The organism is Modestobacter excelsi, from assembly GCF_005930495.1.
Classification (GTDB): Bacteria; Actinomycetota; Actinomycetes; order Mycobacteriales; family Geodermatophilaceae; genus Modestobacter; species Modestobacter excelsi.
Genome location: NZ_SJEX01000091.1, coordinates 1 through 20,212 on the forward strand (window position 1 = coordinate 1; position 20,212 = coordinate 20,212).

Genomic DNA, 20,212 nt, shown 5'->3' on the forward strand with positions numbered 1-20,212 from the left:
CCACCAGCGTGCTGCAGGGGCTGGGCTCCGGTCAGACCGCCGACAACGGCGCACTCGAGCAGTCCTGCGACGAGGTCGCCGACGCCAACGACTCCGTCGACTGCGCCGTTGCCGCCGACATCGACTCGATCCAGGACTACTGGGGGCAGACCCTCGGCAGCAGCTACCAGCCGGCCGACACCGTCTTCTTCTCCGGCTCGGTGCAGACCGGCTGCGGCGGCGCGACCAGTGGCTCCGGGCCGTTCTACTGCCCGGCCGACCAGCTGGTCTACATCGACCTGTCCTTCTTCGACGACCTGCAGACCCGGTTCGGCGCCGAGGGCGGGGCGTTCGTCAACGCCTACGTGATCGCCCACGAGTACGGCCACCACGTGCAGGACCTGCTCGGCACCAACCAGCAGGTGGACTCGCGCCTGACCGGACCGGACAGCGGCAGCGTGCGGCTGGAGCTGCAGGCCGACTGCTTCGCCGGCACCTGGGCCAACCACGCCGAGACGGTGCCGGACGAGACCGGCCAGCCGCTCATCGTCGACATCACCGACGACGACGTCGCCCGGGCGCTGGACACCGCCGGCCGGATCGGTGACGACTTCATCCAGGAGAACCTGGGCAGCGGGACGGTCGACCAGGGCTCCTTCACGCACGGCTCGTCGGAGCAGCGGCAGCGCTGGTTCAGCACCGGCTACTCCACCGGCGACCCTGCCCAGTGCGACACCTTCGCGACCGACGACCTGGGCTGACCCGCCCCGCGGAAGGAACACCGACCACCCCGGGTTGCCGCGACCATGACGACTCTCGGGATCATCGGTGCCGGACACATCGGCACGGCCCTCGCCCAGGCAGCACTCGACGCCGGCCACGACGTCGTGATCAGCAACTCCCGCGGTCCGGAGACGCTGACGGACCTGGTGACCGCCCTCGAGCAGCGGCCGGGGCGCCGGGGTCAGGTCCGCGCGGACACCGCCGCAGGCGCCGCCGCCGCGGCCGACCTCGCGGTGGTGACGATCCCGCTGAAGGCCGTGCCCGCCGTCCCGGTGCAGCCGCTGGCCGGCAAGGTCGTCATCGACACGAACAACTACTACCCGCAGCGGGACGGGCAGATCGCCGAGCTGGACGACGAGTCCACGACGACGGCCGAGCTGCTGCAGGCCCACCTGCCCACCTCCCGTGTGGTCAAGGCGTTCAACCACCTCGGCGCCGCGGACATCACCGGCGGCGGCTCCCCCGCCGGCACCCCGCACCGCCGGGCGCTGGCCGTGGCCGGCGACGACGCAACGGCCAAGCAGCAGGTGGTCGCGTTCATCGACGCGATCGGCTTCGACGCCGTCGACCTCGGCCCGCTGGCCGAGGGCTGGCGGATCCAGCGGGACACCCCCGGCTACGGCGCGCGCCTGGACGCCGAGGGGCTCCGCGCCGCCACGGCAGCCGCGAAGCGCTACCGCGAGATGTGACCGCCGGGCGCTCGCCGCCGCTCAGCCGGCGGCGAGCGTCTGCTCGGCCGCCTCGACCTCGGCGTTCCACGCCCGCTTGCCCGTCTGCCAGCGGTCCTCGTCGTCCCCCCGGCGCCAGTAGCCGGAGATCGAGGTGAACGCCGGGTCGAGGCCCCGCTCGGCACGCAGGTGCAGCCGGATGTCCTTCACCAGGCCGGCCTCGCCGTGCACGAACACGTGCCCGGTGCCCACCGGCAGCTCCACGGCCTTGACCGCGGTGGCCACCGCCTGCCCCGGGACGCCGTCGCCGCGGTGCACCCACACGACCGACACCCCTTCCCCCAGGACGAGGTCGGACTGCTGCTCCGCCGGGTCCGCCACCTCCACGAACACCAGGGCCGGCACCCCGGCGGGCAACCGGGTCAGCGCCGCGCCGATCGCCGGCAGGGCGCTCTCGTCGCCGACCAGCAGGTGCCAGTCCGCCTCGGGGCTGGGCGCATAGCCGCCGCCGGGCCCGAAGAACTGGATCCGGTCACCCGGTGCAGCCGACGCCGCCCAGGGGCCGGCGAGCCCCTCGTCGCCGTGGTGCACGAAGTCGATGGTGAGCTCCCCGCCGACCGGGTCCCAGGAGCGCACCGTGTAGGTGCGGGTGACCGGCCAGAGCTCCGGCGGGAGCTCCGCGCGCAGCTGCTCCACGTCGAACGGCGCGGTGTACGGAGCGCCCGGCGGCGGGAAGAGGAGCTTCACGTAGTGGTCGGTGAACTCGCCTGCCGGGAAACCGGCCAGGCCCTCACCGCCGAGGACGACGCGGATCATGTGCGGCGTCACCCGGGAGGTCCGCAGGACCTCGCCGACGCGCGCCACCCGCGGGCGCCGGGCGCCCCCGCCCCTGGTCGGTCCGCTCACGGGTCCTCCTCGTCGATCAGGCAAGGCTTGCCTTGGTCGAGGCTACGCGACCCCGCCCTCTGCCCCTGCCCGACCAAGGTCAAGAAAAGTCGATCTAGGTGGTTTACGCCGTAGTCGATCACGGGTACCAGGACTCCAACGGAACGGCGTCCCACCGAGGCCAGGTGGGACCCCCCGAGTGTCACGACTGGGCACCGTGAGGCGCCCGTACGCCGTCCCGCGCGCGGCACAGCCGACACCGGCCCTCACCTGCCGGCAACGGAGTGTGCCCTCCACCGGGCGTGGTCGGCCAGGGCACGGACGCCCAGTTCCACGAGCACTGACCAGGTACAGCCCACGCACGACGAGGAGGAACGATGACCCACTCCATCGACACCCCGCCGCAGTCACCGCAAAGCGGTGCGACCCCCGTGTCCGGCACCCCCAGCACCAAGGACGTCGCCAAGGACCAGGCCGGCAACGTCGCCTCCACCGCCGCCCAGGCCGGCAGCCAGGTCGCCTCGACCGCCGCCGACCAGGCCAAGCAGGTCACCCAGGAGACGAAGCGGCAGGCCGCCGACCTCATCCAGCAGGGCCGCTCGCAGCTCCAGGACCAGGCCCGCAACGGCCAGCAGAAGGCCGGCGAGGGTCTGGCCGGCATCGCCCAGCAGCTGCGCACCATGGTGGAGGGCGGCGGCGAGACGCCGTCCGGCCCCGCCGCCGACCTGGTCCGCCAGGCCGGGGACAAGATCGAGGAGATCGCCGACTGGGTCCAGGCCCGTGAGCCCGGTGAGCTGATCGACGAGGTCCGCGCCTTCGCCCGTCGCAAGCCCGGCGTCTTCCTGCTCGGTGCCGCCGTCGCCGGCGTGCTCGCCGGCCGGCTGACCACCGGCGTGGTCGCCGCGCACAAGGACAGCAGCTCCTCGGGCAGCGGTACGCAGCAGCTCACCGGCACGGGTTCGCCCTACGCCAGCGAGAGCTACGCGACCGACACGAACTACATCGCCGACACCCCGGCGACCGGGTACGCCAGCACCGGCTACGAGGCCGGCACGACCGGCTACGCCACCACCGGCACTGCCGGCTCGGTGCCGCCGCCGCCGTACGGCACGCCGGAGACCACCACGCAGTCCTCGACCACCGCTGGCTGGGACGACCCGGCGCTGCGCAACCCCGGTTCGGGCCAGCTGTGAGCACCCCGTACCAGAGCGGCGTGCCGCAGCAGGACCTCGGCTACGGCGAGACCGGTGCCTCGGGTGCCTCGGGTGCCTCAACCTACGTCGCACCCACCGCGGACAGCTACGACTACGGCAACACCGCCCAGCCGATGACCGAGGAGGGGCACCCGAACGTCGAGGGCACCTCGGTCGGTCAGCTCATCGGCGACGTCACCCGTGACCTGTCCACGCTGATGCGCCAGGAGCTGGAGCTGGCCAAGGCCGAGCTCCGCGCCGACGCCAACAAGGCGACCGACGAGGTCAAGGCCCAGGCCGGCAAGGCCGGCAAGGGCGCGGGCTTGCTCGCCGGTGCCGGCGTGGCCGGGCTGATGCTGGCCGTCTTCCTCAGCTGCGCCCTGTGGTGGGCACTGGAGAACGTCATGGACGCGGGCCTCGCGGCCCTCATCGTGGCCGTCCTCTGGGGCATCATCGCCGCCATCCTGTTCTCGGTGGGCCGCAAGACGCTGAAGGCGATCGACTTCACCAGGCTCAAGCAGATCAACCCCAAGCCGGAGCAGACCGTGGAGACCCTCCAGCAGGTCCCCGGCGCTCTCAAGCCCAACTGACCCGGAACGGAGACTGACGATGACCAGCAGTGACCCGGACGTGATCCGCCGCCAGATCGAGGACACCCGCGCCAACCTGAGCTACGAGGTCGACGCGCTCAACGAGAAGGTCAACCCGACCCGCGTCGTGGACCGTCGCGTCGGCAAGGCCAAGAGCAGCGTCGCCGGCCTGAAGGACAAGGTCTTCGGCGCCGCGCACCAGGGCGGCTCGCAGGTCGGCGGGAAGGCACACGACGTCGCCGGTTCCGCCCAGGGCGCCGCCCACTCGGCGGCCGGCAGCGTGCAGGACGCCGCCCACTCCGCGATGGGCGCCGTGCAGTCCGCCCCCGACACCCTCCAGCGCCAGGCGCAGGGCAACCCGCTCGCCGCGGGCCTCATCGCCTTCGGTGTCGGCTGGCTGGTCTCCTCCCTGCTGCCCACCAGCGAGAAGGAGAAGCAGCTCGCCTCGCAGGCCGAGTCGGCGGTCAAGGAGCACTCGCAGCCGTTGGTGGACCAGGCCAAGACCGTCGCCCAGGAGATCGGTGACAACCTGAAGCCTGCCGCCCAGGAGGCCGTCCAGTCGGTCAAGGAGACCGCGCAGGAGGGTGTCCAGACGGTCAAGTCCGAGGGCCAGTCCGCGGCCTCGGACGTCCAGGGCACCGCGCAGGACGCCAAGCAGACGGTCCAGGGGCACGCCACCTCCTGACCCGGTACCACCTCACGACGGCCCCCGGTGCACCTGCACCGGGGGCCGTCGTGCGTCCGGGCCCGGCCGCCTCGACGGGAGCAGACCTCCTCACTCCCGGCGCGGGAGTGAGGAGGTGGCCCTCACACGAAGGCGCTGAAGCCGGTGATGGAGCGGCCGACGATGAGGGTGTTCATCTGCCGGGTGCCCTCGTAGGAGTAGAGCGCCTCGGCATCGGCGAAGTACCGGATGACGTCGTTCTCCAGCACGATGCCGTTGCCGCCGAACAGCTCGCGGGCCCAGGCGACGGTCTCCCGGCCGCGGGCGGTCACGTAGCTCTTGGCCAGTGACGCCTGGTCGTCGCGCAGGGCGTCGACCTCCTGCAGCTGGGAGATCCGCACGGTCATGCCCAGGCTGGCGGTGACGTTGCCCAGCATCCGGGCCAGCAGGTCCTGGATCAGCTGGAAGCTGCCGATCGGCTTGCCGAACTGCTGGCGCTCCTTGGCGTAGGCGAGGGCCACCTCGTAGGCGCCGAGCTGGCAGCCGACACCGCTCCAGGCGACCCCTCCGCGGGTCACCTTGAGGACCTTGTTGACGTCCTTGAAGCTGTTGCCGTCCTCGAGCTTGTCCTCCGCCGGGATGCGGCAGTCGGTGAACGTCAGGTCGGCGTTCTGCACCGTGCGGAGCGAGAACTTGTCCTCGATCTTGGTGGCGGTGAAGCCGGGGGTGTCCTTCTCCACGACGAAGGTCTTGACCTGGTCGTCGTCCACGTCGCGGGCGAAGACCACGACGACGTCGGCGAAGGTGCCGTTGCCGATCCAGCGCTTGGCGCCGTTGAGCACCCAGGAGTCGCCGTCCCGGCGCGCGGTGGTGCGCATGCCGCGGGCCACGTCCGAACCGCCCTCGGGCTCGGTCAGCCCGAACGCGCCGATGGTCTCCATCCGCATCATCGAGGGGATCCAGCGCTGCCGCTGCTCCTCCGAGCCCAGGACCATGATCGAGCCCATCGCCAGGCCGTTGTGCACGCCCAGGAAGGTGGCCATCGACGGGTCCACCCGGGACAGCTCCATCGCCTGGAAGCCGGTGAACAGCCGGGACGCGCGTGGGCGGCCGTCCCAGTCGTAGGAGCGGCCGACGATGTCGGCCTCGGCGAACTTGGGGATGAGGTCGTGCGGGAACTCGGCGGCCGCCCAGGCCCCGTTGACCCGGGGCTTGACCTCCGACTCCAGGAACTCACGGAGTGCCACCAGTTCCTTCTGCTCCTCCTCGGGCAGCAGGGACTGGAAACCGAAGAAGTCGGCGGGCAGGAGCAGATCGGTCATGGCAGCGGTGCCTTCTCTCTCGTCGACGTCGACGTGCTGCCCCGATGCTGCGCCCGATCCGCCCGGGCAGCCACCAGGAGTGGTGCTGCTCACCCCCGCGCGCGGACGTGGTGGACGAGCCGTTCGGCCGGCCCGCTGAGGAACAGCAGGAACATCGCGTAGAAGTTGACCGACCGGAACACCACGCCGAGCACGAGGGCGAGGGCGAGCAACCCGGTGACGACGGCTGACGACGCGACGTCGATGTCCGCCGCCGAGACGCCGTGCCGGCGCAGCGGTGCGCGCCGGCGGAGGAGCAGGACGAGCACCGTCATCGCCGCGGAACTGGCGAGGATCGTGGCGATGTAGAGGCCCACCGACAGCCGGTCGGCGCCGAACTCGGCGATGACCTGGGTGGAGAACGGCAGCAGCACGATCGTGACGGCCCAGAACAGGTTCACCCACATGAAGAGGACGTCGTACGCGCCGACGGACTCGACGATCCGGTGGTGGGCCAGCCACAGCCGCGCGATCACCACGAAGCTCAACGCGAAGGCGCCGAACTGCTCGAGGTTGCCGGACAGGACGGCGCCGAGGTCCTCGCCGCGGTCCTCCGCCAGCACCTCGACCAGCGGCAGCACCAGCAGCGTGATCGCGATGGCGACCACGGCGTCGAGGAAGGTGACCAGGCGGTCGAGGCCGCGCTCGGTGCGCACCTGCGCAGGCTAGGTGTTCGCGGCACCCTGCGAGCCGGTCGTCGTCCCCCCGCGCGACAGGTGGCTTCCCGCGGCTCGAGGTCTGCTCCACCGGTGGAGCAGAGCTCAACCCGCCCGGACCCCGGGTGCCGTGGTGCCGACCGGTGGTGGTCGACGGCAGAACTCGACGGCGATGGACGGCCGCGGTGGCGTGTCTCCGACGTGCACGGCGACCACCAGGTCGGAGAGGAGCACGCCGTGTCCGCACCCGACCTCCAGCACGCGGTCACCCGGCCGCGGGTCGGCCAGCTCCGCCGTCCAGCCAGCCGGGTGGAGACCGCGGCGGCCACCTAGTTGAGGGGCCGGGTGCCCTGCGGGAGCGTGCCACCGGCGACCATCTCGGTGACGGCGTCCTGCAGTGCGGTCAGCGCCACCCGCTGGGTGAAGGGCCCGGTCGACACCCGGGCGACCCCGAGCTCCTGCAGCTCGCGCGCGGGCAGGGACGCGCCGGGGACGCTGATCAGCGTCAGCTTGTTGCGGCCCAGGCCCTCGACGACGGCGGTGATCTCCTCGCGGTCGACCAGCCGCGGCACGAACACCACCGGGGCGCCGGCCTCGAGGAATGCCTGCCCGCGGCGGACGGCCTCGGCGACCAGCTCGCTGCGGTCGGCGTCGGGCGCCGCCTTGACGAACGTGTCGGTGCGGGCGTTCAGCACGAAGTCGATGCCGGCGTCCCGCCCGGCGCGCAGCACGGCCTCGACTGCGGCCACGGCCTCGTCCAGCGGCTTCATCTGGTCCTCCAGGTTGCCGCCGACGACCCCCACCTCGATGGCCCGGCGGACCGTCTCCCCCGCGTCGCCGTACCCGGCCTCCAGGTCCATGGTCACCGGGACGTCGACCGCCGCGACGATCCGGCCGACCATGTCCAGGTGCAGCTCGAGCGGGATGTTCTCGCCGTCCTCGTAGCCGAAGGTCGCCGCGATCGAGTGGCTGGCCGTGGCCAGCGCCCGCACCCCCGGCGTGCCGGCGACGACGGTGGCCGAGACGACGTCCCAGACGTTGGTCAGGGTCAGGATCTCCGGCGCGGTGTGCAGGTCGAGGAGGGTCCGGGCGCGGTTCGCGAGGTCAGCCATGCCGGTCAACGTAGCCACTGGCCGACCCGGCGTGCGGACTCGGCCGTCTACCGTCACGGCGGTGCCCGCGTGCGGCGGCGAGAGCAGGTCCGAACGGCTGACCGCACGCCGCCGTCCACACCGGACTGCGCCGTCCCCAGCTGCCCAGCGGACCGGCACGTGCCGTCCGTGGCGCGGCACCCTGACCTGGTGACCCCGAGGAGCGCTCCGATCGTGGACGACGTGCTGCGCCTGCTGATGGCCGGTGCCCGACTGGCCGCCCAGCCGGGCGTGACCGGGCAGGAGCTCGACCGGGTGGTCGACCGGTTGCTGCTCCGGGATCCGGCGGTCGACTCGCACGGGGTCGCCCAGGACGTGCTGCTCGAGCTGCTCCCGGTCCTCTGGGAGGGCGGCTGGCAACCGGCAGACCTCACCCACGTGGTCCGGCGGAAGGTCAGCGCCCGGGCCGGCCGGCTGATCGGGGCGGTCATCAGCGGAGAGGCCGTCGCTGCCGACGTGGCCGGCCGGGCGCCCCGTGCCTGGACGGCGCAGCTGGCCGAGCTGGACGGCCCGGCGCGCACGGTGGCCGGCTGGTGGCGCGCCGAGCAGGTCGCCCCGGCAGCGGCCTGGCGGGACGTGCTGCGGGTCGTCGGGCTGCTGCGGGGACTCCCCCGGCTGGAGCAGCTGCTGCCCCCGCCCTCGGGCTGGTCGGCGGCGCTGCTCGCCGACAGCGGCTGGGAGGAGGCCGTCGACGCACGGGCGCTGAGCCGGATCCGTGGCCTGCTGGCGAAGGCCGAGTCGACCGAGTTCGAGGCAGAGGCCGAGGCGTTGACGGCCAAGGCGCAGGAGCTGATGGCCCGGCACGCCATCGACACCGCGATGCTCGGTCAGCGCGCGGGTGCGCCGGCGACCGCGGGGCAGGTCCAGGCCCGCCGGCTGCACCTCGACGACCCGCATGCGGAGGCCAAGGCGGCGATCGTCCAGGCGGCCGGGTCGGCGAACGGTGTGCGGGTGGTGCTGCTGCCGGCGTTCGGCATCGCCACGCTGGTCGGGATGCCCGGCGACCTGGACGTGGTGGACCTGCTGGTCACCTCGTTGCTGCTGCAGTCCGGTCGGTCACTGGCCGACGCAGCCCACCTGGCCGGGGCGCGCGGACGGTCGACGGCCTACCGGCGCGGCTTCCTCTACTCCTACGCGCAGCGGATCGAGGAGCGGCTGACCGCAGCGCGGGACTCCGTGCGACGGGAGGCCACCGCGACCTACGGCAGCGACCTGGCCCCGGTGCTGGCCGGTCGGCAGGCGGCTGTGGACCGGGCGGTGGAGGAGCTGTTCCCCTCGGTGCGCCGCCGCAGCGGCCGGGCCGTGGACCCCGACGGCTGGCACGCCGGTCGGCAGGCCGCCGACGCCGCCGACCTCGGCACCCCCCGCGAGCGCCTCACCGGGGGCTGAGGAGGGCCGCTCTCAGATGAAGACGTCGAACGTCGACCCGAGGTCGCGGATGAGCATCCCCTGCTGGGTCAGGTCGGCGGCCGTGGTGAGCCAGCCGGCCACGAACAACAACGCGTCGGCGGAGGTGTCGTCCAGCGACGCGGTCGTCGCTGCGGTCCCCGCCTGAGCCACTGCACTGCACGCCAAGGTCAACATGACCGGCCCCTTTCGTCTGTGCAGGGGTCGGCACGTCCGGCGGGCCGCTGGAGGTCCACGTCGCCGCGGAGCTCCCGGACTCACCCGTTGGGGTCAGCGGAGCCCGTCGAGGAGCATCTGCAGCAGCGCCTCGTAGCTGGCGGCGGGGTCCGCGGTCCGGCCGAGGCCGGCCAGCTCCAGCGAGACGGCGCCGTGCACCGAGCTCCAGATCAGCTGCGCGGTGTCCACCGGGTCGCCGGGGCGCAGCGCCCCACGGTCCACGGCGTAGCCGACCCGGTCGACCAGTGCCTGGAACGCGGCGTTGGCGCGGTCGACCAGCTCCTCGGTCGGGACCGCCGCCGCCCAGCCGGCGCCGAACATCGCACCGTAGTGCTGCGGGTGGTCCAGCGCGAACCTGCGGTAGTTCCGGCCGCAGGTCAGCAGCCGGTCGACCGGGTCGGCGTCAGCGGCATCGGCGGTCGCTGCCCGCAGCCCCTCGAAGCCGCGGGCGAGCACCGCGGCGACCAGCCCGTCCTTGTTGCCGAACCGGTTGTAGACGCCCATCGGCGCCACCGCGGCCTCGGCGGCGACGGCGCGCACGGTGAGGCCGCCCAGCCCGTCCCGCACCAGCACCCGCTCGGCGGCGTCCACCAGGGCCTGCTCGACCGCGCGGCTCGGTGTCCGACCGCCGGTGGCGCTGACATCCGTCACGACCTCATCCTGCCCGTTGACCTTTGTAGAACACCGTTCTACGTTACTGGCACAACGTTCTACACCAGGAGGTCGTCGTGACCGCTCCCCCCGCTCCGCCCGCCACCCGTCGGTGGTGGGTGCTGCTCGTGCTCTGCCTGTCCGTGCTGCTGGTCAGCGTGGACAACACCATCGTCAACGTCGCGCTGCCCACGATCGGCCGGGAACTCGGGGCGACCACCAGCGACCTGCAGTGGGTGGTCGACGGCTACACGCTCGCCTTCGCCGCCCTGTTGCTGCTCGGCGGCGCCCTCGGTGACCGCTTCGGCCGCCGCCGGCTGCTGGAGACCGGTCTGGTGCTCTTCGCCGCGACGTCCGCGCTGGCGGCCCTGGCCGACAGCACCGGTGAGCTGATCGCTGCCCGGGTGGCCATGGGCGTGGCCGCCGCGGCCGTCTACCCGGCCACCCTGGCGCTGCTGGTGACCACCTTCCCCGACCGGCGCGAGCGGGCCACGGCCATCGGGCTGTGGTCGGCGGTCACCGGGCTGTCGGTCGCCATCGGGCCGGTCAGCGGTGGACTGCTGCTCGAGCACTTCTCCTGGGGCTCGGTGTTCCTGGTGAACCTCCCGCTGGCCGCGGTCGCCGTCGCCGCCGGACGCCTGCTGCTCACCGAGTCCGCCGACCCCAGCCCGCGCCGCTTCGACCTGGCCGGCGCCGCCCTGTCCGTCACCGCGGTCGGCCTGCTCGTCGTCACCACGATCGAAGCGCCGGGCAACGGCTGGGGCTCCCCCACCACCGTCGCCGGCTACCTCGGCGCCGCCGTGGCACTGGCCGGCTTCATCGGGTGGGAGCTGCGCCGGCCCGAGCCGATGCTCGACGTCCGCCTCTTCACCGACCGGCGGGTCTCGGTCGGCAGCGGCGCGATTGCGCTGGCCTTCTTCAGCCTCTTCGGCTTCATCTTCCTGATCACCCAGTACTTCCAGGCGGTCCGCGGCTACGACACCCTCACCGCCGGGCTGGCCACCCTGCCCTTCGCGCTGGTCATCGGGGCGGTGAGCCCGCTGGCGATCCTGGCCATGCGGGCGCTGGGCACCACGCTGGTGGTCGCCGCCGGCCTGCTGACGATGGCCGCCGGGTTCGCCGTCGCCGCCGGCAGCTCGCTGGAGTCGGACTACTGGGGCCGCATCGTGGTCGCCATGGTGCTGATGGCCGGCGGGCTGGGGCTGGTGACCAGCCCGGCGACCGAGGCGGTCATGGGGGCGCTGCGCACCGAGCAGGCCGGGGCCGGCTCGGCGGTCAACGACACCGTCCGGGAGGTGGGCGGCACGCTCGGGGTCGCGGTCGTCGGCTCGGTGATGAGCACCGTCTACGGGCCCTCGGTGGTCGACGCGCTGACCAGCGCCGGCGCCCCGGCACCCGGGGCCGACGGTGCCGCGGACTCGGTGTTCGCCGGCCTCGCGGTGGCCGGTCAGCTGCCGGACGGCGCGACCGTCGCCGTCCAGCAGGCCTTCCTGGACGGCGTCTCCGCCGGCTCCTGGGTGGCCGCGGCGGCGAGCGCAGCCGGAGCGGCCGTCGTCCTGGCCTTCCTCCCCGCTCAGCACCGCGTCCCCGACCCGACGCCCGACCTCCTCACCGCGTAGCCGGCCGGCGCCTCAGGTGCGCGGGTCCCTGGGCTGGCGGCCGGGCCGGGCCCGCTCGGCGGTGTCCAGCAGCCGGTCCCCGGTGCCGCGCGGCATCGTCCGACCGCGGAAGAACGCCGGCGCGACGCGGGCGTAGACCACCATCAGCAGCACCCCGAGCAGCAGCGCACCGACGCCGATGACGAACACCCCGCCCACGCCGTGGAACACCGTCTCGCCGTACTCGGGGTCGGCGTACTCGACGCAGGCGAGCACGAAGACGGCGGCCATGAACAGCCCGCCCAGCAGCGGCAGCAGGAAGCGCATCGCCACGTCGCGCGGGCCGTGCAGCGACCGGCGGGACTCCCAGGCGCAGGCGAAGCCGGTGAGCCCGTAGTAGAAGGCGATCAGCATGCCGGTGGCCGTGATCGAGTCCACCAGCACGTTCTCGCTGACCAGGGTCAGGCCCACGTAGAAGGCGATCGAGACCGCGCCCATCCAGATCGTGGAGACCGTCGGCGTCAGGTACCGCGGGTGGATCCGGGCGAAGGACCGCGGCAGCGCGCCGTAGGCGGCCATCGACAGCGAGCCCCGGGCGGTGGGCAGGATCGTGGTCTGGGTGCACGCCGCGGACGAGGTGAGCACCGAGAGGACCAGCAGCGCCTCGAACACCCGCCCGAAGGCGTCGTCGCCGAACACCGCCGTCCCCAGGGCGGTGAACACGTCCTCGGCGTTGGCCTCGTTGCCCAGCCCGATCCCCGCGCTGCCGACCCCCGCGAAGGCGACGGTCGCCACCGACACGACGGTGTAGATGCCGACCAGCAGGACCGTCGAGATGATCGCCGCCCGCCCCGGCGAGCGGGTGGGGTCGGCGGTCTCCTCGTTCACCGCGACCGCGGAGTCCCAGCCCCAGTAGATGAAGATCGCCAGCAGCACGGCCTCGGTGAGCGCGGACCAGCTGAGCCCCGAGGGCCACAGCCAGGACGGCGACGGCGTGAGGGCACCCGCGGGCGCGGTACCTGCGTAGACCTTGACCAGCGCGTAGCCGGCGAACGCCACCAGGACGACGACCTCCACGGCCAGCAGCACGTTCTGCACCCGCGCGGTCGGTTCGATGCCCCGGTAGCAGATCCAGGTCATCAGGGCGATCCAGCCGACCCCGGCGACCGTCGTCCAGAGCGTGCTGTCGGCGAGGGAGTCCAGCCCGACCAGCCGGTACCCGTAGGAGCCGGCGACCTGGGCCAGGTTGGCCATCACGATGACGTCGGCGGCGATGATCCCCCAGCCGCCCATCCAGCCGGTGCGCGGACCGAAGGCGCGGGTCGCCCAGCTGAAGGTCGTCCCGCAGTCGGGCTCGCGTTTGTTCAGCTCGGAGTAGGCGACGGCGATGAGCCACATCGGCACGAAGGCGAGCAGCATGATCGCCGGCGCCTTGACCCCGACGGCGATGACGACGAACCCCAGCGTGGCGGCCAGCGCGTAGGCCGGTGCCGTGGAGGAGACGCCGAGCACGATCGAGGAGACCAGCCCCAGGGCCCCGCTCTTGAGGCCCTTGTCGACGGCGGCACCCTCGACCCGGGGTGGAGCCGGTGCGGAGGACGACCCCGTCATGCCGGAGCTGTGTGCGCAGTCATGACACGGTTTATCGCACACGACCGGCGCGCGCGGCGGTCCCGGGTCAAGACGTGCGGCCGGCCGGTCGACGCGCGGGAACACGTCGACACCCCCGATGGTTGCGTGCAGCGAGCAATGACCTCAGGCGTACCCACGCCGGCGCGACGGTGCGCCTCTGACCTGCACACCCCGCCCAGGAGCCCCCGTGTCCCATCCCGCTCCACCCACCGCCGCGGCCGTCCCCGGGACCGCTGACGCCAAGGCAACCGCGGCCGCCCAGGACGAACGCGACCACGGTCGCCGCTGGTGGACCCTCGCCGCGCTCGGCCTGGCCCAGCTGATGGTCGTGCTCGACGCGACCATCGTGAACATCGCACTGCCCAGCGCCCAGGCCGACCTCGGCTTCGACGACGCCGACCGGCAGTGGGTGGTCACCGCCTATGCCCTGGCCTTCGGCGGGCTGCTGCTGCTCGGCGGCCGGCTGGCCGACATGTTCGGCCGCCGCCGCACGCTGCTGGTCGGCCTGATCGGCTTCGCCCTGGCCTCCGCGCTCGGCGGCGCGGCCACCGGGTTCGGCACGCTGGTCGCCGCCCGCGCCGTCCAGGGCGTGTTCGGCGCGGTGCTCGCCCCCTCGGCGCTGTCGCTGCTGACCATCACGTTCAGCGACCCCAAGGAGCGCGGCAAGGCCTTCGGCATCTTCGGCGCGATCGCCGGTGCCGGTGCGGCCATCGGCCTGCTCCTCGGCGGCGTGCTCACCGAGTACTTCAGCTGGCGCTGGTGCCTCTACGTCAACATCCCGATCGCGCTGGTCGCCGGCGCCGGCGCGGTGCTGTTCGTCCGCAAGGTCGCCCCGGCCACCGGCGTCCACCTCGACATCCCCGGCGTGGTCACCGCGGTGCTCGGCCTCGGCGGGCTGGTCTACGCCTTCGCCCGGGCCGAGACCGACGGCTGGGGCGACCCGGTCACGGTGACCCTGATCGCCGTCTCGGTGCTGCTGCTGGTCGCGTTCGTCCTGCTGCAGGTCAGGGTCGCCCACCCGCTGCTGCCGCTGCGGGTGGTCCTGGACCGGCGTCGCGGTGGTGCCTACGTGGCCATCACGCTGGCCGCGATCGGCATGTTCGCCGTCTTCCTGTTCCTCACCTACTACCTGCAGCAGACCAAGGGCTTCAGCCCGCTGAAGAGCGGTGTCGCGTTCCTCCCGTTCGTGGCGGGCATCCTGACCAGCTCGACGGTCGTCGTCCCCCGGCTGCTGCCGAAGATCGGCCCGCGGTTCATCATCGCCACCGGCCAGCTGCTCGGCATGGCCGGGCTGCTCTACCTGTGGCGGCTCGAGGCCACCAGCGGCTACCTGGGCCACGTGCTGCCGGCGCTGTTCGTGATGGGGCTGGGGATGGGCCTCATCTTCGCCTCGTGCTTCAACACCGCGACCTCGGGCACCCGCCCCGCGGACGCCGGGGTCGCCTCTGCGCTGGTCAACACCGGCCAGCAGGTCGGCGGGGCGCTCGGCACCGCGCTGCTGAACACCATCGCCGCCACGGTCACCGCGTCCTACGTGACCGCGCACCAGCAGTCGGCGTCGGTGCTCGCGGACGCCGCCGTCGCCGGGGAGACCCGCGCCTTCCTGGTCTCGGCCGGGGTCTTCGCCCTCGGCGCGGTGGTCAGCCTGCTGGTGTTCCCCAGCGGCCCGAACCCGGTGCCGCAGCGCGGCGCGCAGGTCCCCGCCGGTCACTGAGTCCCCCGCGCTCCGCACACCTCACGGGCGGGTGTGCGGGAGACGGGACGCCGGAACTGCCCCCGGTCGGCGCCGAAGCCCCATCGGCACCACGGGACTCAGCCGGGACGTGATGTGCGTCGTGGCGCTTGCCCCGGACCGGTCCTCCGTGACACAACAGACGACGAGGTTCAGCATCGAGCCCGATTGACCCCCCGGGACCCCCCGGGGCAGCGACGTGGGGTGGGTGGACGCGTGGAGCCGACGACTGTCGGCGACGTCTCGGAGGCCGACCTGCAGGCGTCCCGGCTGCGAGCGCAGCTGGCGGTCGACGCGGCCGGCATCGGGACGTTCGACTGGGACCTCGTCACCGGCCGGCTCAGCTGGGACGCCCGGCTGATCGAGATGTTCGGCTACGACGCCGAGACGTTCGAGCAGACCATCGAGGCGTTCAACGCCCGGCTGCACCCCGACGACCTGCCCCGGGTCACCGAGGCGCTGCAGCAGGCCATCGCCGGGCGCGGCGAGTACGAGGCCGACTACCGGGTCGTCCTCCCCTCCGGGCACACCCGCTGGGTCACCGCCCGCGGCAAGGCCTTCGGCGGGGACGGCTGCGCCGCGGACCGGGTGATCGGTGTCGCGTTCGACGTGACCGCCGAGATGGCGAGCGAGGCCCGGGTCACCCGGGTGCTGGAGGCGATGCCGGCCGGCTTCTACTCCCTGGACTCCGAGTGGCGCTTCGCCCACGTCAACGCCCAGGCGGAGAAGCTGCTCGGGCAGACCCGGGACGAGCTGCTCGGCCGGGTCATCTGGGACGCCTTCCCGGGCACGGTCAACGGCGCGTTCGAGGAGAGCTACCGGCGGGCGGTGGCGACCGGGCAGCCGGTCGCCTTCGACGCGCACTACCCCGAACCGCTCAACGGCTGGTACGAGCTGCGCGCCTGGCCCACCCCCGACGGGCTGTCGGTCTACTTCATCGAGGTGACCGAGCGTCGGCACGCCGAGGCGCAGGCCGAGCGGGCCACCCGCCGGCTCACCCTGCTGGCCCAGGTCAGCTCGGAGCTGGCCGGCACCCTGGACGTCGAGGCGGCCACCGCCCGGCTGCCCCGGATCGTCGTCCCGGCACTGGCCGACTACTGCGTGCTCACCGTCATCGACGACGACGGGCACCCGCGCGACGTCGGCAGCTGGCACGTCGACCCGGCGCAGCGGTCGGTGCTGGAGCGCTACGCCGAGGTGCGGCTGGACGCCATGCCGCTGACCTCGCCGGTGGGCATGGCCCTGCACTCCAACGAGGCGGTGAGGTTCGCCGGGGACGACGTGCTGGAGCTGCTCCCGCCAGGCCAGGCGCGCGACCTGCTGACCGTGCTCGCCCCCCGGACCGAGGTCGCGCTCCCGCTCCGCGCCCGCGGGCGCACGCTGGGGCTGCTGACGCTCTTCTACGCCGACGGGCACCAGCCCACCGACGCCGACATCACGGTCGCCCAGGACGTCGCCGACCGCGCCGGGCTCGCGCTGGACAACGCCCGGTTGTTCGGCCAGCAGCAGCAGATGGCCGAGGCCCTGCAGCGCAGCCTGCTCACCGACCCACCGGAGCCCGACCACGCGGAGATCGTCGTCCGGTACCTGCCGGCCGCCGAGGCGGCCCGGGTCGGCGGGGACTGGTACGACGCGTTCATGCAGCCGAGCGGGGCCACGACGCTCGTCATCGGTGACGTCGTCGGGCACGACACCGCCGCCGCCGCGGCGATGGGGCAGGTGCGCAGCCTGCTGCGCGGCATCGCCGCCTACAGCGACGCCGGCCCCGCCGAGGTGCTGCGCGGTCTGGACTCGGCGATGGCCGTGCTGCAGATCGACACGCTGGCCACCGCGGCGGTGGCCCGGTTCGAGCAGGACGACGACGAGCGGCGGCGCGGGGTCACCCGGATGGTGTGGGCCAACGCCGGCCACCTGCCGCCGCTGGCACTGCACCCCGACGGCACCGTGGTCGTCCTGGCCGACTGGAAGGCCGACCTGCTGCTCGGCGTGGACTCGAGCGTCCACCGCACCCAGTTCGAGGTGACGCTGGAGCGCGGCTCCACGGTGCTGCTCTACACCGACGGGCTGATCGAGCGCCGGGATGCCGACCTCGACACCGGCCTGCAGCGGCTGCGCACGCACCTGGCGGAGCTGGCCGACCTGCCGCTGCAGCAGCTGTGCGACGAGCTCATCACCCGGCTCGTCGACGGCAAGCCCGAGGACGACGTGGCCCTCGTCGCCGTCCGGCTGCACCGGCAGGACCGGCCGCGGCCGGTGGAGGCCGGACCGAACCGGGTGCCCGATCTGGTGCCGGAGGACCCGACCCTTGGCTGAGCCGACGACGAGCAGGGGCCCCGCCCGGTCCGGGACGACCGCCGACGGTGACCCGGTGGCCTACCGTGGGCAACCGGCGGACGTGCCCAGCGACGACCGAGAGGAGGGCCCGATGACCCTCGCCCGCGCTCGTGTGCCGTCCGGGCCCCCGAGCTCCTACCGGCACGACCTGGCGGTCTACGAGTCACCGGAGCAGCTGGTCGCGGTCGCCGCCCCGTTCCTGCGTGCCGGGCTGGCGGCCGGTGAGGCCGCCGTCATCGCCGTCGAGGACTCCTGCGCCGGGTTGCTCCTCGACGCCCTCGGCGACGACGACGGCATCGTCGTCGTGGAGCGGAACGGGGTGTACGGCACCCGCGCCCCCGCGGCGATCACCGCCTTTCGCAAGCTCGCGCAGGAGCGCATCTCCGCCGGGCACTCGCGGGTCCGGGTGGTCGGGGACACCGACTTCGGCCCGACCGCCCGGGAGTGGCTGGAGTGGCAGCGGTACGAGGCGGTGATCAACCAGGCCCTGCGCACCCAGCCGCTGTGGGGGCTGTGCGTGTACGACGCCCGCCGGCTGCCCGACCAGGTCCTCGAGGCGGGACTGCACACCCACCCGCACCTCGTCAGCGAGCACGGCCGCCGACCCAACCCCGACTACGTCGAGCCCGCCGACTACCTGCGTTCGCTGCCGGTGCCGGTCGAGCCGATGGAGGCCACCGAGCCGCTGCTGCAGGTGGACGACGTCTCGGACTTCATCGGGCTGCGGCACGCGGTCGGCGAGCGGCTGGCCGGCCTGGGCGGTGACCCCGACCGGGTCGAGGACCTGCACCTGGCGATCGACGAGATGAGCTCCAACGCGGTGCGGCACGGCGCACCGCCGGTGCAGCTGCGGCTGTGGGCGTCGGGCGACCGGGTCGTGTGCCGGATCAGTGACCGCGGCTCCGGTATGGACGACCCGTTCGCCGGCTACGGCCCGGCCCACGGCACCGACCTCTCCCGCGGCGGCATGGGACTGTGGCTGGCCCGCCAGCTCTGCGACAACGTCGACGTCATCGACGCCGGCGCCGGCTTGACGATCCGCCTGGCCACCGCCCTGCACTGAACGGCGGGCGGGCGGTGACCGGTGGCGCGTGACAGGGTCGGGGGCGACCTGACTCCCGCGCAAGGAACCCCCGTGACCCTGCCTGCCGGACTGCTCGACCTGCTCCGCCGGCCGAGCCCCTGCTTCGTGGCCACCGTGATGCCCGACGGCGCCCCGCAGATGACCCAGACCTGGGTCGACACCGACGGCACGCACATCCAGATCAACACCGTCGCCGGGTTCCAGAAGGTGCGGAACACGGAGCGGGACGCCCGGGTGGCGCTGAACGTGGCCGACCCGGCCGACGTGTCGCGCTACTACGCGGTGCGCGGGCGGGTCGTCGACATCACCGCCGACGGCGCGGCCGAGCACATCGACCAGCTGGCCCATATGTACCTGGGCGGGCCCTACCCGTGGTTCGGTGGCCGCGACCAGCAGCGGCTGCTGGTCACCATCGAGGCGGAGAAGGTCAGCTCCCCGCAGGGCTGATCCGACAGCGGGGCGGACCGCTGGGTCCGGCCCCGCCAGCCGTCGGTCAGCGGCCGGCCGGGAGGGCGCGGAGGGCGGCCAGCAGGTCGGCCGGGTCAGCGGCCGCCAGGACGACGGTCACGTGCGCGACCTCGCCCTGCCGCAGCAGCTGCGCGCCGCTGAGCCACTCGCCCGGCAACGACCAGTCCCAGTCCGCCGGGAGCTCGATGCCGGAGGCCGCCGGCTCGCCTGTGACCACGTCGGCTCGGGCGTCGGCTCAGCGCTGGGGGTCGATGTCGGTTCGGGCGTCGTCGTCGGCTCGGGCGGCGAGGTGGCAGTCGGGGTCGGCTGCGGGCTCGGCGTCGGCTCGGTCGTCGACGTCGGCTCGGGTGCGGCTGCCGGGCCGGCGGCAGGTGCCGGCGCCACCGGCGCCTCGACGGCAGCGGCGACCGGCGGGGCGGGTGGTTCCTGGACAGGGGCAGGCGCCGGCTCGAGGGCCGGCGGCCCGGCCGGGTCCACCGGCGGGACCGTCGGCGGAGCCGCGGGCTCCGGCGTCGGGATCCGCGGCGGGGTCCTCCCCGCGTAGGTCGCGGCCAGCCGCAGCACGGAGGCGACGTACGCGCCGGTGGTTGTAGGCGAACACCGCACGCGCCTGGCCGGCGACCCCGGACAGGTCGCCGCCGGCGGCGCACAGGTACCGGGCGGCGGCGGCTGCGGCGTCGTGGACGTCGAACGGGTCCTTCCGCCCGTCGCCGTTGCCGTCCCTGCCGTAGCGGGCCCAGGTCGAGGGCATGAACTGCATCGGGCCGACGGCGCGGTCGTGCAGCGTGTCGCGGTCGAACCGGCCGCCGTCGATGTCCAGGACCCGCGCCGTCCCGGCGCCGGTGAGCGCGATGCCGACCACCGGCGGGGTCGAGAGGCCGTCGGTGTGCAGGACGGCGCCGCCGAACCGGCCGTGGTTGGACTCCACCCGGCCGATCGCGGCCAGCAGCGTCCAGTCCAGGCCGCAGTCCACGCCGTCGGCGGCGCGGGTGCACGCCTCCAGCGCGGTGGTCGGGATGCCGCCGGCCGCCAGCGCCGACGCCGCCGCGGTCGACCGGGGCAGGTCGGGCAGCTGGGCAGGGTCGGCCGGCGGCGGGGTGGTCGGGGCCGGCGTGGCGGAGGACGGGGGCGCGACCGTCTCCGGCGGCGGGACGGTGAGC

Annotated in this window: 20 protein-coding genes; 11 read left to right on the top strand and 9 right to left on the bottom strand. The window is 73.6% G+C overall.

Annotation, left to right across the window (positions count from 1 at the left end):
• A partial coding sequence (gene ypfJ / locus FHL80_RS21650; protein WP_138735415.1) for a KPN_02809 family neutral zinc metallopeptidase occupies nucleotides 1-740 on the top strand: 740 nt, incomplete at its 5' end.
• A gap of 45 nt (nucleotides 741-785) precedes the next feature.
• Entirely contained in the window at nucleotides 786-1,451 is a 666-nt protein-coding gene (locus FHL80_RS21655) for an NADPH-dependent F420 reductase (RefSeq protein WP_138735416.1), read from the top strand.
• A 21-nt stretch (nucleotides 1,452-1,472) separates the two neighbouring features.
• On the opposite strand, the gene FHL80_RS21660 is transcribed toward FHL80_RS21655, so the two are convergent.
• Nucleotides 1,473-2,336, bottom strand: a complete 864-nt coding sequence (locus FHL80_RS21660; RefSeq protein WP_246078864.1) for a siderophore-interacting protein — start codon at nucleotides 2,334-2,336, stop codon at nucleotides 1,473-1,475.
• A gap of 356 nt (nucleotides 2,337-2,692) precedes the next feature.
• Here FHL80_RS21660 and FHL80_RS21665 point away from each other — a divergent pair, with 356 nt between their 5' ends.
• The 3 genes from FHL80_RS21665 to FHL80_RS21675 are packed head-to-tail and all read left to right on the top strand — an operon-like array spanning nucleotide 2,693 to nucleotide 4,783.
• On the top strand, nucleotides 2,693-3,508 hold the full coding sequence (locus FHL80_RS21665) for a hypothetical protein (protein WP_138735417.1): 816 nt from the start codon (nucleotides 2,693-2,695) through the stop codon (nucleotides 3,506-3,508).
• On the top strand, nucleotides 3,505-4,098 hold the full coding sequence (locus tag FHL80_RS21670; protein WP_138735418.1) for a phage holin family protein: 594 nt from the start codon (nucleotides 3,505-3,507) through the stop codon (nucleotides 4,096-4,098). Before FHL80_RS21665 ends, FHL80_RS21670 begins: the two co-directional genes overlap by 4 nt.
• A 19-nt stretch (nucleotides 4,099-4,117) precedes the next feature.
• Nucleotides 4,118-4,783 carry a DUF3618 domain-containing protein gene (locus FHL80_RS21675; RefSeq protein WP_138735419.1) on the top strand — a complete coding sequence of 222 codons (666 nt, stop codon included), beginning with the start codon at nucleotides 4,118-4,120 and terminating at the stop codon, nucleotides 4,781-4,783.
• 122 nt (nucleotides 4,784-4,905) lie between these two features.
• Here the strand turns inward: FHL80_RS21675 and FHL80_RS21680 are convergent, their stop codons facing one another.
• From FHL80_RS21680 to FHL80_RS21690, 3 genes are all read right to left on the bottom strand, one after another.
• Nucleotides 4,906-6,084 carry an acyl-CoA dehydrogenase family protein gene (locus FHL80_RS21680; protein WP_138735420.1) on the bottom strand — a complete coding sequence of 393 codons (1,179 nt, stop codon included), beginning with the start codon at nucleotides 6,082-6,084 and terminating at the stop codon, nucleotides 4,906-4,908.
• Between the two features lie 89 nt (nucleotides 6,085-6,173).
• Nucleotides 6,174-6,779 (bottom strand): TMEM175 family protein, encoded by a 606-nt coding sequence (locus tag FHL80_RS21685; RefSeq protein ID WP_138735421.1) that lies wholly within the window; start codon nucleotides 6,777-6,779, stop codon nucleotides 6,174-6,176.
• A gap of 329 nt (nucleotides 6,780-7,108) precedes the next feature.
• Nucleotides 7,109-7,891 (bottom strand): isocitrate lyase/PEP mutase family protein, encoded by a 783-nt coding sequence (locus tag FHL80_RS21690; protein WP_138735422.1) that lies wholly within the window; start codon nucleotides 7,889-7,891, stop codon nucleotides 7,109-7,111.
• 213 nt (nucleotides 7,892-8,104) lie between these two features.
• Between FHL80_RS21690 and FHL80_RS21695 the strand changes: the two genes are divergently transcribed.
• Complete coding sequence (locus FHL80_RS21695; protein WP_138735423.1) at nucleotides 8,105-9,319, top strand: DUF2786 domain-containing protein; 1,215 nt, start codon at nucleotides 8,105-8,107, stop codon at nucleotides 9,317-9,319.
• A gap of 12 nt (nucleotides 9,320-9,331) precedes the next feature.
• Here the strand turns inward: FHL80_RS21695 and FHL80_RS21700 are convergent, their stop codons facing one another.
• Together FHL80_RS21700 and FHL80_RS21705 are read right to left on the bottom strand one after the other, a co-directional pair.
• Complete coding sequence (locus FHL80_RS21700) at nucleotides 9,332-9,490, bottom strand: hypothetical protein (protein ID WP_246078865.1); 159 nt, start codon at nucleotides 9,488-9,490, stop codon at nucleotides 9,332-9,334.
• Nucleotides 9,491-9,607: 117 nt separating this feature from the next.
• Nucleotides 9,608-10,204: a TetR/AcrR family transcriptional regulator gene (locus FHL80_RS21705; protein WP_138735425.1), complete on the bottom strand. Its 597-nt coding sequence runs from the start codon at nucleotides 10,202-10,204 to the stop codon at nucleotides 9,608-9,610.
• Nucleotides 10,205-10,281: 77 nt separating this feature from the next.
• On the opposite strand from FHL80_RS21705, the gene FHL80_RS21710 reads away from it, so the two are divergent.
• Nucleotides 10,282-11,823, top strand: coding sequence for a DHA2 family efflux MFS transporter permease subunit (locus FHL80_RS21710; protein WP_138735426.1), 1,542 nt, complete (start codon nucleotides 10,282-10,284; stop codon nucleotides 11,821-11,823).
• Nucleotides 11,824-11,835: 12 nt separating this feature from the next.
• On the opposite strand, the gene FHL80_RS21715 is transcribed toward FHL80_RS21710, so the two are convergent.
• On the bottom strand, nucleotides 11,836-13,413 hold the full coding sequence (locus FHL80_RS21715; protein ID WP_138735427.1) for an APC family permease: 1,578 nt from the start codon (nucleotides 13,411-13,413) through the stop codon (nucleotides 11,836-11,838).
• A gap of 208 nt (nucleotides 13,414-13,621) precedes the next feature.
• Here FHL80_RS21715 and FHL80_RS21720 point away from each other — a divergent pair, with 208 nt between their 5' ends.
• The 4 genes from FHL80_RS21720 (at nucleotide 13,622) to FHL80_RS21735 (ending at nucleotide 19,031) form a co-directional block, all read left to right on the top strand.
• Nucleotides 13,622-15,148 carry an MFS transporter gene (locus tag FHL80_RS21720; protein WP_138735428.1) on the top strand — a complete coding sequence of 509 codons (1,527 nt, stop codon included), beginning with the start codon at nucleotides 13,622-13,624 and terminating at the stop codon, nucleotides 15,146-15,148.
• A 234-nt stretch (nucleotides 15,149-15,382) separates the two neighbouring features.
• Nucleotides 15,383-17,479 carry a SpoIIE family protein phosphatase gene (locus FHL80_RS21725; RefSeq protein WP_138735429.1) on the top strand — a complete coding sequence of 699 codons (2,097 nt, stop codon included), beginning with the start codon at nucleotides 15,383-15,385 and terminating at the stop codon, nucleotides 17,477-17,479.
• A 112-nt stretch (nucleotides 17,480-17,591) separates the two neighbouring features.
• The gene (locus FHL80_RS21730) at nucleotides 17,592-18,563 is read left to right on the top strand and encodes a sensor histidine kinase (RefSeq protein WP_216870946.1); all 972 of its coding nucleotides are present in this window, start codon (nucleotides 17,592-17,594) and stop codon (nucleotides 18,561-18,563) included.
• A 72-nt stretch (nucleotides 18,564-18,635) separates the two neighbouring features.
• Nucleotides 18,636-19,031 (top strand): PPOX class F420-dependent oxidoreductase, encoded by a 396-nt coding sequence (locus FHL80_RS21735; protein ID WP_138735431.1) that lies wholly within the window; start codon nucleotides 18,636-18,638, stop codon nucleotides 19,029-19,031.
• Nucleotides 19,032-19,077: 46 nt separating this feature from the next.
• On the opposite strand, the gene FHL80_RS25785 is transcribed toward FHL80_RS21735, so the two are convergent.
• Together FHL80_RS25785 and FHL80_RS25790 are read right to left on the bottom strand one after the other, a co-directional pair.
• The gene (locus tag FHL80_RS25785) at nucleotides 19,078-19,269 is read right to left on the bottom strand and encodes a hypothetical protein (protein WP_216870947.1); all 192 of its coding nucleotides are present in this window, start codon (nucleotides 19,267-19,269) and stop codon (nucleotides 19,078-19,080) included.
• A gap of 18 nt (nucleotides 19,270-19,287) precedes the next feature.
• On the bottom strand, nucleotides 19,288-20,212 hold a 925-nt coding region (locus FHL80_RS25790; protein WP_216870948.1), incomplete at its 5' end, for a lytic transglycosylase domain-containing protein.

What these genes read in the sequence shown, in the direction of transcription:
- FHL80_RS21655 (WP_138735416.1), top strand. Translation starts at nt 786, where the DNA reads ATGACGACTCTCGGGATCATCGGTGCCGGACACATCGGCACGGCCCTC.
- FHL80_RS21665 (WP_138735417.1), top strand. Translation starts at nt 2,693, where the DNA reads ATGACCCACTCCATCGACACCCCGCCGCAGTCACCGCAAAGCGGTGCG.
- FHL80_RS21675 (WP_138735419.1), top strand. Translation starts at nt 4,118, where the DNA reads ATGACCAGCAGTGACCCGGACGTGATCCGCCGCCAGATCGAGGACACC.
- FHL80_RS21680 (WP_138735420.1), bottom strand. Translation starts at nt 6,084, where the DNA reads ATGACCGATCTGCTCCTGCCCGCCGACTTCTTCGGTTTCCAGTCCCTG.
- FHL80_RS21690 (WP_138735422.1), bottom strand. Translation starts at nt 7,891, where the DNA reads ATGGCTGACCTCGCGAACCGCGCCCGGACCCTCCTCGACCTGCACACC.
- FHL80_RS21715 (WP_138735427.1), bottom strand. Translation starts at nt 13,413, where the DNA reads ATGACGGGGTCGTCCTCCGCACCGGCTCCACCCCGGGTCGAGGGTGCC.
- FHL80_RS21730 (WP_216870946.1), top strand. Translation starts at nt 17,592, where the DNA reads ATGACCCTCGCCCGCGCTCGTGTGCCGTCCGGGCCCCCGAGCTCCTAC.